The organism is Pseudovibrio exalbescens (genome assembly GCF_028737195.1).
Lineage (GTDB): Bacteria > Pseudomonadota > Alphaproteobacteria > Rhizobiales > Stappiaceae > Pseudovibrio > Pseudovibrio zosterae.
This window is the reverse complement of the sequence record NZ_JAQZAJ010000006.1, coordinates 45118-59818: the sequence shown is the minus strand read 5'-3', so window position 1 is coordinate 59818 and position 14701 is coordinate 45118. Positions and strand designations below refer to the sequence as shown.

The 14701-nt window shown below is 57.6% G+C and carries 13 protein-coding genes; 8 read left to right on the top strand and 5 right to left on the bottom strand.

All coding sequences use genetic code 11. The features are described from left to right. Window positions 1-31: 31 nt before the first annotated feature. The 5 genes from PUV47_RS16240 to PUV47_RS16220 form a co-directional block, all read right to left on the bottom strand. Entirely contained in the window at window positions 32-322 is a 291-nt protein-coding gene (locus PUV47_RS16240; RefSeq protein ID WP_274219641.1) for a DUF1330 domain-containing protein, read from the bottom strand. Between the two features lie 82 nt (window positions 323-404). Beyond that, window positions 405-1907 (bottom strand): NCS1 family nucleobase:cation symporter-1, encoded by a 1503-nt coding sequence (locus tag PUV47_RS16235; RefSeq protein WP_274219640.1) that lies wholly within the window; start codon window positions 1905-1907, stop codon window positions 405-407. 135 nt (window positions 1908-2042) lie between these two features. Next, window positions 2043-3497, bottom strand: a complete 1455-nt coding sequence (gene hydA, locus PUV47_RS16230; protein WP_274219639.1) for a dihydropyrimidinase — start codon at window positions 3495-3497, stop codon at window positions 2043-2045. A 66-nt stretch (window positions 3498-3563) separates the two neighbouring features. Beyond that, a complete protein-coding gene (locus PUV47_RS16225) occupies window positions 3564-4832 on the bottom strand; it encodes a Zn-dependent hydrolase (protein WP_274219638.1) in 1269 nt (422 codons plus the stop codon). 152 nt (window positions 4833-4984) lie between these two features. Continuing rightward, on the bottom strand, window positions 4985-6313 hold the full coding sequence (locus PUV47_RS16220; RefSeq protein WP_274219637.1) for an aspartate aminotransferase family protein: 1329 nt from the start codon (window positions 6311-6313) through the stop codon (window positions 4985-4987). 745 nt (window positions 6314-7058) lie between these two features. Between PUV47_RS16220 and cofG the strand changes: the two genes are divergently transcribed. The 8 genes from cofG to PUV47_RS16180 all read left to right on the top strand — a co-directional run bounded on the left by cofG (window position 7059) and on the right by PUV47_RS16180 (window position 14638). Then, a complete protein-coding gene (gene cofG, locus PUV47_RS16215) occupies window positions 7059-8198 on the top strand; it encodes a 7,8-didemethyl-8-hydroxy-5-deazariboflavin synthase CofG (protein ID WP_274219636.1) in 1140 nt (379 codons plus the stop codon). After that, complete coding sequence (gene cofH, locus PUV47_RS16210) at window positions 8195-9502, top strand: 5-amino-6-(D-ribitylamino)uracil--L-tyrosine 4-hydroxyphenyl transferase CofH (RefSeq protein ID WP_274219635.1); 1308 nt, start codon at window positions 8195-8197, stop codon at window positions 9500-9502. The genes cofG and cofH overlap by 4 nt, the downstream gene beginning before the upstream one ends. Window positions 9503-9506: 4 nt before the next feature. After that, window positions 9507-10487, top strand: a complete 981-nt coding sequence (gene cofD / locus PUV47_RS16205; RefSeq protein WP_274219634.1) for a 2-phospho-L-lactate transferase — start codon at window positions 9507-9509, stop codon at window positions 10485-10487. Then, on the top strand, window positions 10484-11176 hold the full coding sequence (cofC, locus tag PUV47_RS16200) for a 2-phospho-L-lactate guanylyltransferase (protein WP_274219633.1): 693 nt from the start codon (window positions 10484-10486) through the stop codon (window positions 11174-11176). The genes cofD and cofC overlap by 4 nt, the downstream gene beginning before the upstream one ends. Beyond that, complete coding sequence (gene cofE, locus PUV47_RS16195; protein WP_274219632.1) at window positions 11173-11985, top strand: coenzyme F420-0:L-glutamate ligase; 813 nt, start codon at window positions 11173-11175, stop codon at window positions 11983-11985. Before cofC ends, cofE begins: the two co-directional genes overlap by 4 nt. After that, a complete protein-coding gene (gene npdG, locus PUV47_RS16190; RefSeq protein WP_274219631.1) occupies window positions 11982-12650 on the top strand; it encodes an NADPH-dependent F420 reductase in 669 nt (222 codons plus the stop codon). The genes cofE and npdG overlap by 4 nt, the downstream gene beginning before the upstream one ends. 50 nt (window positions 12651-12700) lie before the next feature. Next, a complete protein-coding gene (locus PUV47_RS16185; RefSeq protein ID WP_274219630.1) occupies window positions 12701-13729 on the top strand; it encodes a TIGR03842 family LLM class F420-dependent oxidoreductase in 1029 nt (342 codons plus the stop codon). 282 nt (window positions 13730-14011) lie between these two features. Further along, on the top strand, window positions 14012-14638 hold the full coding sequence (locus PUV47_RS16180) for a TetR family transcriptional regulator C-terminal domain-containing protein (protein WP_274219629.1): 627 nt from the start codon (window positions 14012-14014) through the stop codon (window positions 14636-14638). Window positions 14639-14701 lie beyond the last annotated feature (63 nt).

Genomic DNA, 14701 nt, shown 5'->3' with positions numbered 1-14701 from the left:
GGTTCTGGCTCAACTTTCGGAACAAGAGGGTTTATTCGGAGGCTTCAACAATCATGATGTTGGCGATGCCCGCACCTTCCCGGTGCTTCTTTGCATCCTGATACTGCGCACTGTTGTAGCACGCCAGCGCCTGCTTCATGCTGTCAAACTCGATCACCACATTGCGTGGGTGGCTTTCGCCTTCCAGCCATTCAAAGTTTCCGCCGCGCGCCAAAACACGCGCACCAAACTTCTTGAAGGCTTCCGTCGCACCTGCAGCATAAAGAGCATAGGGCTCTGGGTCGTTCACGGTAACATGGGCAATCCAGTAGGCTTTGGGCATAACGGTCTCTTTTTGAAATGAGCAAACTTGGAAAAGAGCGGGTGCATGGCACCCGCCCTGCGATCGCTGAAAGACAGCTTCCTTACTTGTTCAAGATCTTGGCAAGGATCAGATAGGCGATCCCGGCCACAAACAAGCCAACGAACCAGGCATAGGTATAGATGGTCGCAAACAAATCTGAGGTTCCATCAACCAGACCCACGCCCGCCATGAAGCCCGGCAGGTTTGGCAGAATGCCGATGATCAACGCACCGATGCCCGCCCAGTTCCAGCCGTTTGAGCCTTCATAAATGCCCTTCATGCGGAACAGGTCCGTCACGTTCAGCTTGGTTTTCCGAAGAAGATAGTAATCCGCCAACATCACACCCGCGATCGGGCCCAGCAGTGCCGAGTATGCGATCAGCCAGCCAACGATATGGTTCACCAGTATCCACGGGAACATCACAATGCCGATACCGGCAGTTATGTAACCGCCCACACGCATGTTGATGGCCTTGGGAGCCAAGTTGGAGAAACCATGGGCTGGTGCCACCACATTCGCCGCAAGATTGGTGGTCAAGGTGGCAACGACAAGCGCGATCAAGGCGATGATGATGCTGGCACCCCCCATGCGCTCTGCCAGCTGGATCGGATCCCAGATCGCCTCACCGAAGATCACGACGGTCGCCGATGTCACGGCAGAAGCGATGAAGGCAAACAGCGCCATTGGGATAGGCAGACCAATGGCTTGGCCCATGAACTGGTCCCTCTGGCTCTTGGCATAGCGGGTGAAGTCGGGAATGTTCAGCGCCAATGTCGCCCAGAAGCCGACCATGCCGGTCAAGCTTGGCCAGAACACGGCCCAGAACTGCCCCTCCTTTGGTTGCCCCGGATCAAATGCGCTTGGCGTGGACAGCATTTCGCCAAAACCACCGGCTCTGAAGTAGGCCCATGCCAGCAAGGCAAAGCCCATCAAAAGCAGGAAGGGCGCCGCATAGGTTTCGAGCCAGCGAATGGACTCTGTGCCATTGCGGATGAAGTACAGATGCAAACCCCAGAACGCGAGGAAACAGATGAACTGACCAATATTGATGCCAAGAATGGGCAGCGGATCACTGGCAATGCCGCCGCTGGTCAAGGTGTTGAGGATCACGTAGATGGCTGACCCGCCGACCCAAGTCTGAATGCCGAACCAGCCACAGGCCACAATGCCACGCGCAACAGCGGGAATTTTTGCGCCCACCGGGCCGAAGGACGATCGCAGCAAGACCGGGAACGGAATGCCGTATTTTGTGCCCGCGTGGCCAATCAAAACCATCGGAATGAGCACGATGGCGTTCGCCAGCAAGATGGTGAAAACCGCCTGATCCCAGGACATGCCCGCACCGATAAGATAGGAGGCAAGCAAATAGGTTGGGATACAAACCACCATGCCGACCCACAAGGCCGAGATGGAAACCCAGTCCCAAGTGCGCGCCTGCATGGAAGTTGGCAGCTGGTCTTCATTGTAAAGCTCGGCGTCAATGCCGCTCAGTTTTTGATGGACAATGCCAAACTCGTCGGTGGTGTAAGCATCCTGCCCCATCGTCGCAGCAGATTTGGTCATTTGATATGCTCCCGTTTCTAACGTGTGCCAACCAACGCCCCTCTGGTTGTTTGCTGGTGTCATTCGCTGGCACGGTTCAAGGCCGTCCTGACAGTGTCTCTTGCACCACCAAGACGGCGGGTGCGCACAGGGTCTTTATACGCCCGCAGGCATGTTCTCCGCCTTGCGCTCAACTTTGCGCGGCGCAGTTAGCTCCTTCCATTTTGTGAGCGCCGAATGCACGGCGGGATAGGCATCACGAGCGATGAACTCGCCCTTTCCGGGTTCGGCCTTCACCATGTTTTCTTCAATGGCAACACGGCCACGTGTCAGGGTAAAGCGCGGAAGGCCGGTCACTTCCTTGCCTTCGAACACGTTGTATTCGATCACCGATTGCTGGCTGGTCGCGCTGATGGTCTTGGACCGGTTCGGATCCCACACCACAATGTCTGCATCCGCGCCTTCCAAAATGGCCCCCTTGCGAGGGTAGATGTTCAAGATCTTTGCAATGTTGGTGGAGGTCACGGCCACGAACTCGTTCATGGTGAGCCGGCCGGTCCCCACACCATGGGTCCAAAGCATGGGCATACGGTCTTCCAGGCCACCGGTGCCATTGGGGATCTTGGTGAAGTCACCAATGCCAAAGCGCTTCTGCTCAATGGAGAAAGCGCAGTGGTCCGTCGCCACCACCTGCAAGGACCCCGCCTGCAAGCCGGCCCACAGACTGTCCTGATGCGCCTTGTTGCGGAACGGCGGCGACATGACGCGCTGTGCAGCATGGTCCCAATCCGGGTGCTTGTACTCGCTTTCGTCTAGTGTCAGATGCTGGATCAACGGCTCTCCGAACACGCGCATTCCCTTCTGGCGCGCACGGCGAATGGCCTCATGCGCTTGCTCACAGGATGTATGCACGATGTAAAGCGGCACACCTGCCATGTCGGCAATCATGATTGCGCGGTTGGCGGCTTCCCCCTCCACTTCAGCAGGGCGAGAATAGGCATGGGCCTCAGGACCGTTGTTGCCTTCTTCCAGCAGTTTTTGCTGCATGGTGGCAACCACGTCGCCGTTCTCGGCATGTACCAAGGGCATGGCGCCAATGGCCGCGCAGCGACGGAATGAGTCAAACATCTCGTCGTCGTCCACCATCAAGGCCCCCTTGTAGGCCATGAAGTGCTTGAAGGTGTTGATGCCTCGATCGACAACCTGTTGCATCTCGTTGAAAATCTGCTCGTTCCAGGAGGTGATCGCCATGTGATAGGAGTAGTCGCAGTTCGCCGCGCCCGACTTGCGCTCCCAGATCTCCAGCGCCTCCAACAGAGATTGGTCCGGGGTAGGCAGGCAAAAGTCCACCACCATGGTCGTTCCGCCAGCAAGGCCTGCGCGCGTACCGCTCTCGAAATTGTCCGCAGAAAAAGTCCCCATGAAGGGCATTTCAAGGTGCACGTGGGGGTCGATCCCGCCCGGCATCACATAGCAGCCGCTGGCATCCAGCACCGTATCGCCAGTCAGGTTCTCGCCAATCTCCACAATGCGATCGCCTTCAATCAGAACATCCGCCTCATAGGTCAGATCAGCGGTTACAATCGTGCCGCCCTTGATAACTGTTGTCATTGTTGTCCCTCCTTCTATGGAAAGGGCGCTGTCTCATCCCGCGTTCGGGAGAGCAGCGCCCTGTTTTTATTCCGCAAGCTCGGCTGTCTCGACGATGCCAGCCGTTTCCAGCACCGCATGGTAGAGAACATCGGCCCCCGCCTTGGCCCAGTCCTTGGTGATCTCCTCATCCTCGTTGTGACTAAGACCATCCACACAGGGGCACATGATCATGGCTGTGGGCGCAAGTCGATTGATCCAACAGGCGTCATGACCCGCACCGGAAATGATGTTTTGGTGCGAGTAGCCCAGTCGTTCGGCTGCCTCCCGCACCTTGGATACGCACGCAGGGTCAAAGGTCACGGGATCAAAATGGCCGACAACCGCAATGTCTATGCCCAGTCCCAGCTCCGCAGCAATCTTCGGCGCTTCTGCTTCCAGCTTTGCCTTCATGCCATCCAGCACGTTCTGGTGGGGGGAGCGGAAATCGATGGTGAACACCACCTTGCCCGGGATCACGTTTCGAGAGTTGGGATAGACGTCGCAATGGCCGATCGCCCCCACAGCCTCCGGCTGGTTTTCCATGGCGATCTGGTGCACCAGCTCGGTGATGCGGGCCATTCCCAGACCGGCATTCTTGCGCATGCCCATGGGGGTTGAGCCGGTGTGGCTGTCCTTGCCGGTCAGCGTCACTTCCAGCCACCACAAGCCCTGCCCGTGGGTGACAACGCCGATGTCTTTTTGTTCCGCTTCCAGAATAGGGCCCTGCTCAATGTGCAACTCAAACATTGCATGCAGCTTGCGCTGGCCCACAGGCTCTTCGCCCACATAGCCAATACGCTTCAGCTCATCGCCAAACTTCTTGCCTTCAGCATCTTCCCGGTCGTAGGCCCACTCTTGGCTGTGCACGCCTGCAAACACGCCCGAGGCCAGCATGGCCGGGGCAAAGCGGGTGCCTTCCTCATTGGTCCAGTTTACCACTTCAATGGAGCGCTCGGTCTTGATGCCCTGATCGCGCATGGAGCGCACCACTTCAAGGCCTGCCAAAACACCCAGCACACCATCATACTTGCCGCCTGTTGGCTGTGTATCGAGGTGCGACCCGATCATGACCGGATCAAGGTCCGGATTGGTCCCTTCAAGACGGGCAAACATGTTGCCCATGCTGTCGATGGCCATGGTCATGCCCGCCTCCTCACACCACTTGGTGAACAGGCGGCGGCCCTCCGCATCCTCGTCGGTCAAGGTTTGCCGGTTGCATCCACCGCGCACACCCGGGCCAATCTTGGCCATTGCCATCAGGCTGTCCCATAGACGGTCTGCGTCGATGCGGTGGTTGGACCCTGGATTGCTCATTGCTCTCCCCCAAACGTGAGTGGTCACGGGCAGCCGTGCGCGCGCCCCTCGTCTTGATGATTTTCACGGTCTGCACGCGTCGGAAGGTGATGTTGTTATAAGTGTCGCGTGCGGCTTTAGGCGGCGGGTTTCCCCGCCACCGAAAATGAGTGTCAGTCCAGTGACTTCAGGACGTCCCCAAGCGTGCCGATCAAGGTGTCTATCTCGTGCTTTTCAATGATCAGCGGCGGTGACATCGCAATGATGTCGCCCGTAGTGCGGATCAGCACACCCTTTTCATAGGCCTTCAGGAACGCGCTGAACGCACGCCGGGTTGGCTCACCCGCGATCGGCTCCAGCTCTACCGCGCCGATCAAGCCCCCGCAGCGGATGTCGATCACAAAGGGATGATCCTTCAGGCTGAACAACGCCTCCTGCCAATAAGGGGCCAGCTCATGCGCACGCTCAAAAAGCTGCTGCTCCTTGTAAACGTCCAGCGAGGCGAGACCTGCCGCCGAAGCCAGCGGGTTACCGGAATAGGTGTAGCCGTGGAACAGCTCGATCATGTATTCCGGGCCGTTCATGAATGCGTCGTGGATTTCATCACTCGCCAGCACAGCCCCCATGGGCACAATGCCGTTGGTCAGGCCCTTTGCCGTGGTGATCATGTCCGGCTGGACACCAAAGTAGTCTGCTGCAAACGGCGCGCCAAGGCGGCCAAACGCAGTGATCACCTCGTCAAAAATCAGCAGAATGCCATGCTTCTTGGTGATCTCACGCAGGCGTTGCAGATACCCCTTCGGCGGGAACAGCACCCCGGTAGAACCGGCCATCGGCTCCACAATACACGCCGCCACAGTCTCCGGCCCGTGCAACGCAACAATGCGCTCCAGCTCGTCAGCCAGCTCCATACCGTGCTCCGGCATTCCGCGGGTAAAGGCATTCTTCTCCGGCAGATGTGTATGCGGAAGGTGATCAACGCCTGTCAGCAGGCTGCCGAAATGACGCCGGTTGTTGACGATCCCGCCTACCGAGATGCCGCCGAAGTTCACACCATGATAGCCGCGTTCGCGGCCCACCAGCCGGGTGCGCGAGCCCTGCCCTTTGGCCCGATGGTAAGCAATGGCAATTTTCAGCGCGGTCTCAACCGACTCCGAACCGGAGTTGGTATAGAACACGTGGTTCAGATCACCCGGCGCCAAATCGGCCAGCCGGTTTGCCAGCTCGAACGCCTTCGGATGCCCCATTTGAAATGCGGGCGCATAGTCCAGTTCCGCCACTTGTTTCTGAATGGCTTCAACAATCTTTGGCTGTTTGTGCCCTGCATTCACACACCAAAGCCCAGCGGTTCCATCCAGCACCTGACGCCCATCCGCCGTGGTATAGTACATGCCCTCAGCAGCAACAAACATGCGGGGTTCACGCTTGAACTGGCGGTTGGACGTGAACGGCATCCAGAATGCGCTCAAGTCATTTGGTGCCGATGTGGAAGCTTCACTCATAGTCCCCTCCTGGCCTTTTTTGACCATTTGATAAATTCTGATGGATTTTGCAGTCTAGTCAACAATCCTGATTTATCAGATTGGCGCTGCTCTGCGTATCAACGCCCTTTTTCTGGGCTCATCAAAGTTTTTTATTTAGAATTTCAATCAGGTAAGCATGGTTATTATTTGGCCTGCATACGCTAAAATTTGCGCATCTCAGCCCTCTACAAACCCTCCTCCCGGAATTATTATGTACTCTCGTAGGGTCGGCAGCTCCTCTTTAAACAAAACACGATGGATGAAACGGATTCGCATTTTCGCTCCCGCAAATGCTCATCTTTCGTTTCGGACCATGCAACTTGCTGCCATCCGCTTCAATGAGCATAAAGGTCAAGGCCCCTCCCCGCGCATCACCTTGCGTCATAAGGGAATATATTTTTATCTTATGGTCAAATAATTTTTTCGCTGGAGCAGTCTCACCGGCATCAATCACTGTCGCCAGTCAATGAATCATGCACCTTCAGACCCGAATCTCGTATAAGCAATAAAAATATTCAACCGTCGCACATGCATTAATCATTCTTCTATTTTTTGATCAATTCGATATCATTGTGATATTTTCCAGTAATATTCAAACTTTGATTGCGCAAAATTTTATTTTCAACCATTTCAATAACCTAGGGTCATCTTGCTGCGCGCATCACGAAATCCGAGTTGACAGATTTTTACCTACCGATAAATTTTTTATCAGGAGGTAAAATTTATGATTTCACTTCATGACGCGAAAATGCTCGCTGATGCCTCACCAGCTGTCCTAGAGGAACTGATGCAAGCGGCCTGCGAAGTACGCCGCGCCCACTGGGGCGATACCGTGACGTATTCGCGCAAAGTGTTCGTACCTCTTACCAATATGTGCAGGGACACCTGTGCGTATTGCACTTTTGTCAAACATCCGGATCACCCAGAGGCAACCATCATGTCGCCGGACCAGGTGCTGGCCGTTGCAAGGCGGGGTGAGGCCGCAGGCTGCAAGGAACTTCTGTTCAGCCTCGGAGAAAAGCCGGAGCTGCGCTATGAGAAGGCGCGCAAGGCGCTGAACATGCTCGGTCACGACTCCTTGGTGACCTATCTGGCGGAAATGTGCCAGTTGGTGCTGGATGAAACCTCCCTGCTGCCCCACGTGAACGCGGGCACATTGGCAGACGATGAGATCGACCAGCTGCGCCCTGTCAGCGCCTCCATGGGCATGATGCTTGAAACCATAAGCAAGCGGCTGACGAAAAAAGGGGAAGCGCACTACGCCTGCCCCGACAAAGTGCCCCTGCAACGCCTCAGAACGCTCGAGCGCACGGGTCAAAAAAGCGTCCCCTTCACAACAGGTCTGCTCATCGGCATCGGCGAAACCTGGGAAGAGCGTATTGAAGCCCTCTTCGCCATCAACGAAGCGCACAGGCAGTACGGCCATATACAGGAAGTCATCATTCAGAACTTCCAGCGTAAGCCGGACATCGCCATGGCGAACCATCCTGAGCCCACCCTTGATGACATGCTGCTCACATTGGCCGTGGCCCGCCTCATGCTTTCGCCCACGATCAGCATTCAAGCACCGCCCAACCTGCACAAGCGCCACGCCGATTATCTTGCCGCTGGCATCAATGACTGGGGCGGCATTTCGCCCGTCACCATTGACTACATCAATCCCCAACACGAATGGCCGCAGATCGACCGGCTTGCACAGGCCAGCGCCGAGGCGGGCCTTACCCTGCAGGAACGGCTCACGGTCTATCCCGCCTATCTGAAGAAACCACAGCAATTTCTTGATGAAAAGTTGGTGTCCCGTGCAACAGCCATGGCCCGTGCCGATGGCCTTGCCCGTCACCAGGTTGCAGGAGGCACCCAATGACCCACGCTTTTGACAATGTGGTGCCTTTGGCATCCACCCGGCACAACGTTTCTCTTGAAAGTCTTGGGGTCGACAGCGCCGGGCTGTCCGCGCCCGTGCGCAGCGCCTTGGAGCTGGTTCTTGATGACGGCGAAGTGTCCCAAGCGCAGGGCAAAACGCTTTTTGAAGCACAAGGCGCTGACTTGCAGGCTATTTTGCGCACAGCGGATGCCCTGCGCGCGCGTACCAATGGCGATCGGGTTGGCTTCGTTGTCAATCGGAACATCAACTTCACCAATGTATGCTACATGGGCTGCAGGTTCTGTGGCTTTGCCAAGCGCACGGAAGATGCGGGGGCAGAGTGGCTAACGCTTGAGCAGATCGTGGGCCGCGCTCAGGAAGCATGGGACCGGGGCGCAACAGAGCTGTGCATTCAAGGAGGCCTCCATCCGAAAATGGATGGCACCTACTACCGGGATATCTGTCTCGCCATCAAGGCAGCTCTGCCGGATATGCACCTTCATGCCTTCTCCCCCTATGAGGTCTGGTATGGGGCGCAAAAACGGCGCATGTCGTTTGCCGACTTCCTGCAGGATCTCAAAGAATGCGGCCTTGGCTCCATGCCCGGCACTGCCGCCGAAATCCTTGATACGGAAATTCGCAGGCAGCTGACCCGCAACAAGCTGAGCACAGAGAACTGGATAGAGATCATCCGCGCCGCCCACAGTGTTGGCATTCCGACCACTGCAACCATCATGTACGGCCACATTGATGGTCCGGAACATTGGGCCGCCCACATCGCCTTGCTGCGCGACATTCAAAAAGACACGGGCGGTTTCACGGAGCTGGTTCCCCTCAGTTTCGTTCATACGGACAGCCCGCTTTATCTGGAGAACCCGGAGAAGGTGCGTCAGGGGCCGACCGCCAACGAGGTGGACAAGATGCACGCGGTGAGCCGCATCATGCTGCATGGCTGGATCGACAACATTCAGGTGTCTTGGACCAAGCTCGGCGCAGAACGCGCCCGCGCTTTGCTTGCCTACGGCGTCAATGATCTGGGCGGCACCTTGATGAACGAGAGCATTTCTCGGGCCGCGGGGTCAGACCATGGTCAGGAAATCACCGCCCACGAAATGGTGCAGATCATCCGCAGCGCAGGACGCGTCCCCTATCAGCGCAACACGGTCTACCGGGAGCTGGAATGCTTCGAGCATCACGACCCCAAAGAGCAGAAGCCTTTGGTGGAGCGGAAGGCCCAGCATCAACCACTGGATTTTTTGGAGATGTTCCCAGAAGTCGCCCCACAGACTGCAACAGGAGCATGAGCTGATGTGTTGCCAACTGCTCGAAAAGCCCAAGGTTGTTCTGCTTGCTGGCGGCGTCGGCGGTGCCAAGATGGCAGAAGGCCTTGCAGGGATTGCGGGCATCGACTTGAAGATCATCGGCAACATTGCAGATGATGAGGCCTTCCATGGTCTTTGGGTCTCTCCAGACATTGACACCCTGACCTACTCTCTGGCTGGCGTCATCAATCGGCAGCAGGGTTGGGGGCTTGCCGATGAGGGCGACCGCGCACTCACAATGCTCAAGTCCTTGGGCGCAGATACCTGGATGTTCCTTGGCGACAAGGACTTCGGCCTGCACATTTACCGCACGGCGCGCCGGGCAAAGGGTGATCGCCCCTCACAAATCGCAGCAGACATAGCCACGTCACTTGGCGTTTCAGTTCCTCTTCTGCTGCCCACCGACGACGTGGTTCAAACCCGCGTCCAGACCGACGACGGATCTATTTCGTTTCAGGAGTACTTCGTCAAACTGAGGTGCGCACCAGATGTGCGCGCACTTTCGTTTGAGGGAGTAGAGCAGGCAAGGCCCACTTCGGAAACCTTGGCTGCAATTGAGGCGGCGGACCTGATCGTCTTTGCACCATCCAACCCGCTTGTGAGCATTGGGCCCATTCTGGCAATTCCGGGCATCAAGGAGGCGCTCCTCAATGCCCCTGCCCGCAAGATTGCTGTCAGCCCAATCATTGCAGGCGGTGTGGTGAAAGGCCCTGCAGACAGAATGATGGCATCCCTTGGGCTAGAGGCCAGCGCCCTGGGCATTGCCCGTCATTATGCGCAGATCATTGATGCGTTGGTGATTGATCGGCAGGACGCTGACAGCGCCAAAAACATTGAGGCCCTCGGCATTGCGGCCTTCAGCGAAGACATCCTCATGCGCTCCAAAAAAGACAAGATCCGTCTTGCTCATGCGGTTCTGGACTATGGGTTTGCCATGTCGGACTACCATGTGGAGGCCTTGCCATGACACCGCATCAGGCGCTCCCCCAATCAAGACTGCTGATTGCCATCCCCATGAAGGACCCGCAGTTTGCCAAGTCCCGTCTGGCAACCGTCTTGCCGGAGGAAGCGCGCAAGCGTCTTGCCATGGGCCTTTACAAACAGACACTTGCCTTCTTCAGCGCCTTTCGGAAAACGTCAGGTATTCGCTACGATCTTCTTGTTGTCACCGGCAGTGAGCAGGTTGCTGATTTGGCGCGCGCTCACGGCGCCTACACATTGCCAGAGGATGCTTGCGAGGGGCTCAATGGCGCAGTAAGTGCCGCAGCACAGTGGGCCGCCGCCAGTGGCTATCACACGCTTTGTGTAGTGCCAGCTGATATCGCTGATCATGATGAGGCCGAGTTCACCCGCTTGCTTTCCTGCGAGATGGCAGAGCGCAGCGTGGTTTTGTGTCCTGCGCACGATCAGGGCACCAACGCGCTGCTGGTGTCCCCTCCAACCGCGCTGCCGTTTGCATACGGCAACAAGTCGTTCCACCGCCATCTTGCCCATGCAGAGCGCCTTGGCCTTTCCACGCGCATTCTGCCGTTACCGGGCATTGCGCAGGACATTGACACCTCAACGGATCTGGCCCTCCACCTGCCCGGTTTCTCTGAAGGAAAACCGGCGGCGGGTCGAGGTGCAACCGGCAGTGTTGTGAGGTCACCATCATGAACTCAGCGATCCCCAACCCGTTCGCGCCCCAGTCCGGGCTGTGCACCCTACAGATGGCAGCGGTACCGGGCATCCCGGAAATCCATGAGGGGGACAATCTCCCTCAGATCATTGGCGATTGCCTGGAACGCGCGGGCCTGCATCTGGTGGATGGGGATGTCATCACCTCCGCGCACAAGATCTTCTCAAAGGCTGAGGGCTGTGTGGTGAACATGGCCGACGTCACGCCCGGGGAAGAGGCCCACCGTTACGCTGCAATGCTGAACAAGGATCCGCGCAAGGTGGAGGTCATCCTGCGCGAGAGCCGGTCCGTGGTCAAAGCCTTCAAGCACCCTGCGCAGCGCGAAGGCACCATGATCTGCGAGCACCGGCTCGGTTTCAAGTCGGCGAATGCCGCCGTTGATGAGTCCAACACCGGGGAGGATGGCGCGCTCATTCTCCTGCCCAAAGACCCGGATGCCAGCGCCCGTGCGCTGCGTGATGCGCTGTCAAGGCGCTTCCGGGCGCGGATCGGTGTTGCCATCACGGACACCTTTGGCCGCCCATGGCGCCTTGGGCAGGTCAACGTGGCCGTCGGGCTTGCGGGCGTTCCTGCAACCATCAAGGAGCAAGGCAATGAAGACGCCTACGGCCGCCTGCTCAGTGTCACCGAACCCGCCTTTGCCGACGAACTTGCCGCCGCTTCTGGCCTCGTCATTCGCAAAGCAGCCCAAACCCCGGTGGTGCTGTTCCGGGGGCTGGACTGGCAGGAAACAACAAGCAGCGCGGCGCATCTGCTTCGCGCCCAGAAGGAGGACATGTTCAAATGACCATTGCGATACTCGGAGGCACCGGCCCACAAGGCCAGGGTCTCGCGCTTCGCTTTGCCCGCGCCGGTGTGCGCGTTGTGCTCGGCTCCCGTGACGGGGCCCGCGCGGCGGAAATCGCGAGCGAACTTGCAGCTAAACTGCCTGCTGGTTCTGCCGAAATTGCCGGCATGGACAATCTGGCGGCAACTGAAGCGGCGGAAGAGTTCGTCATTCTCGCCGTGCCATTCGCAGCCCACAACGCCACCCTTGAGGCTTTGAAGCCTGCGCTTGAGGGCAAGATCCTCGTTGATATCGTGGTCCCGCTTGCGCCCAACGATCCAAAGCTCGTGGAAATGCCACCGGAAGGCTCAGCCACCGAAGCGGCTCAAGCTCTGCTCGGCCCAGACATTCCGGTCATTGGCGCGCTGCACAACGTTTCAGCGGTCACGCTCAACAATCTGGAGTGGAAGATCAACTGCGACATTCTCATCTGCGGCAACTCGCTGGATGCGCGCAAGAAGGTGATGGCGCTGGTCGATAAACTGGAGGTGCAAACCTACAACGCCGGTAACGCCCAGGCGGCACGCTGCATTGAGGCCATCACGCCCATCCTTATCCGCCAGAACATTTCCAAGACCGTTCCCTTCACCCACGCCGGGATCAAGATCTGGGCACCAGATCACTGAAAATCTAGATAAAACCATATAAAACAACACCTTGCCAGAGGAGTAGCACTATGGAGTTTGGGATTTGCTTTAAGGGCTTTGTAGAGCCTGAGCGCGCTCGCGCACTTGTACGTCAGGCCGAAAACGCCGGTTTCACCTATTGCTGGTTCTACGACAGCCACATTCTTTGGCGTGAGAGCTACATGGCCATGGCTATGTGCATGGAGCACACAACAAAGATGCGCTTCGGTCCCTGCGTCACCAATCCGAACACCCGCGACTGGTCGCTGGCCGCGTCCATGTTCGGCTCGCTCGCCAAGCAGTCGGGCGGCCGCTTTGACATTGGCCTTGGCCGCGGCGATAGCGCGGTGCGCGTCATGGGCAAGAAGCCTGCCCCGCTGAAACGCCTTGAAGAATTCACCCATGTGGTCAAGGCGCTGGTGCGCGGTGACGAAGCGCAATACGGCGAGTGTCCGGAGCCGGTGAAGTTCCCTTGGGCCACCGGGTACGAGCTGCCCGTATGGGTCGCAGCGTACGGTCCAAAGGCGCTGTCTTCGGCAGGCCGCGTCGGCGATGGTCTCATCCTGCAAATCGCGGAACCAAAGATCTGCAAGTGGCTTGCCGATCAGGCAAAAGAGGCTGGAAACGCCGAGGGCCGCGACATGTCCGGCTTCCGTGTCATGGCTGCCGCCCCAGCTCACACCGGCCCGCTGGATGAGGCGATTGAGAAAGTGCGCTGGTTCCCGGCCATGGTGGGCAACCACGTGGCGGACATTGTCGAGAAATACGGCACCGACAACAAGGACATCCCTTCCAGCCTGACCTCCTACATCGAGAACCGTCGCGGCTATGACTATTCCAAGCACGGCCAGAGCGACAACCCGTATCTGGACTTCATCACGGAAGACATCGTGAAGGAGTTCTGTGTTCTGGGCACACCGGATGAGCACATCGCCAAGCTCAACGAGCTTGAAGCTGCTGGCGTTACCCAGTTCAACATCTATCTGGACAGCGGCGACGAGGAGAAGATCATCGCGGATTATGGCGACAAGATCATTCCGGTCTTCAACGAGAAGGCAAAGGTGAAAGCCGCCGCCTGATCCTTGGCGAATGCACCCGGCTCTTCTCAGGGCCGGGTTGCCTTGCCCTGTTGGGCACAGCTTGGAGCCCTCACCCTTGGTCGTCCCAGAAGGTTCGTTTGGCAGCGGCAGAACGATCTGCTATTTGCTCCTTCAAAGGTCACTGTGCGGTGAGAGCGACTGAGTGCAGCAGGTTCAACTTTGGGCCTGCAACCGTTGGTCACGCTCTCATAAAGAGAACCGGGATGTAGACTTCACCGTACTATATGGCCTGACAACAAACCAACGGGACGACAAACCGGCATGGCACGCGCTGCGAACTCAAAGGGCAGAACCCGCATTCAACAGGAAAAGACGGAGAAGATCCTTGCTGCCGCTCTGGATGTTTTTTCTGCCTACGGCTTTCGCGGCTCCACCATTGATCAGGTGGCCGAGCGGGCAGGCCTGTCCAAACCCAACTTGCTCTACTACTTCGACAACAAGGAAGCGATCCACGCCGAACTGATCAAGCGCATGCTCTATATCTGGCTTGATCCGCTTCATCAGGTCCGTGAAGAAGGGGACCCCATTGAGGAGATCTGCGCCTACGTCCAGCGCAAGCTGGAGATGGCACGTGACTACCCTCGCGAAAGCCGCCTGTTCGCCAACGAGATGTTGCAAGGGGCACCGCGCATTGGCCCGATGATCTCCGGTCCGCTGAAAACCATGGTGGATGAGAAAGCGGCCCTTATCGAAAGCTGGTCAAAGGCGGGCAAGATCGCCGATGTGGACGCCTACCATCTTCTGTTTTCCATCTGGTCCACTACCCAGCACTATGCAGACTTCGACGTGCAGGTCACAAAGCTGATGGGCAAACGCGCAAAGCACCGCTTCACCGACGCCTCCAAGTTCCTCGACCACTTGTTCCGCAGCGCATTGCAGCCCGAGTGAACATATGAACGGCGCGATCCACCGACCGCGCCGCATTCATTCATCAAGACTGTTCGTATTCGT

What these genes read in the sequence shown, in the direction of transcription:
- cofE (WP_274219632.1), top strand. Translation starts at nt 11,173, where the DNA reads ATGAACTCAGCGATCCCCAACCCGTTCGCGCCCCAGTCCGGGCTGTGC.
- PUV47_RS16235 (WP_274219640.1), bottom strand. Translation starts at nt 1,907, where the DNA reads ATGACCAAATCTGCTGCGACGATGGGGCAGGATGCTTACACCACCGAC.
- PUV47_RS16180 (WP_274219629.1), top strand. Translation starts at nt 14,012, where the DNA reads ATGGCACGCGCTGCGAACTCAAAGGGCAGAACCCGCATTCAACAGGAA.
- PUV47_RS16185 (WP_274219630.1), top strand. Translation starts at nt 12,701, where the DNA reads ATGGAGTTTGGGATTTGCTTTAAGGGCTTTGTAGAGCCTGAGCGCGCT.
- PUV47_RS16225 (WP_274219638.1), bottom strand. Translation starts at nt 4,832, where the DNA reads ATGAGCAATCCAGGGTCCAACCACCGCATCGACGCAGACCGTCTATGG.
- cofH (WP_274219635.1), top strand. Translation starts at nt 8,195, where the DNA reads ATGACCCACGCTTTTGACAATGTGGTGCCTTTGGCATCCACCCGGCAC.
- PUV47_RS16220 (WP_274219637.1), bottom strand. Translation starts at nt 6,313, where the DNA reads ATGAGTGAAGCTTCCACATCGGCACCAAATGACTTGAGCGCATTCTGG.
- PUV47_RS16240 (WP_274219641.1), bottom strand. Translation starts at nt 322, where the DNA reads ATGCCCAAAGCCTACTGGATTGCCCATGTTACCGTGAACGACCCAGAG.
- cofG (WP_274219636.1), top strand. Translation starts at nt 7,059, where the DNA reads ATGATTTCACTTCATGACGCGAAAATGCTCGCTGATGCCTCACCAGCT.
- hydA (WP_274219639.1), bottom strand. Translation starts at nt 3,497, where the DNA reads ATGACAACAGTTATCAAGGGCGGCACGATTGTAACCGCTGATCTGACC.
- cofD (WP_274219634.1), top strand. Translation starts at nt 9,507, where the DNA reads ATGTGTTGCCAACTGCTCGAAAAGCCCAAGGTTGTTCTGCTTGCTGGC.
- cofC (WP_274219633.1), top strand. Translation starts at nt 10,484, where the DNA reads ATGACACCGCATCAGGCGCTCCCCCAATCAAGACTGCTGATTGCCATC.
- npdG (WP_274219631.1), top strand. Translation starts at nt 11,982, where the DNA reads ATGACCATTGCGATACTCGGAGGCACCGGCCCACAAGGCCAGGGTCTC.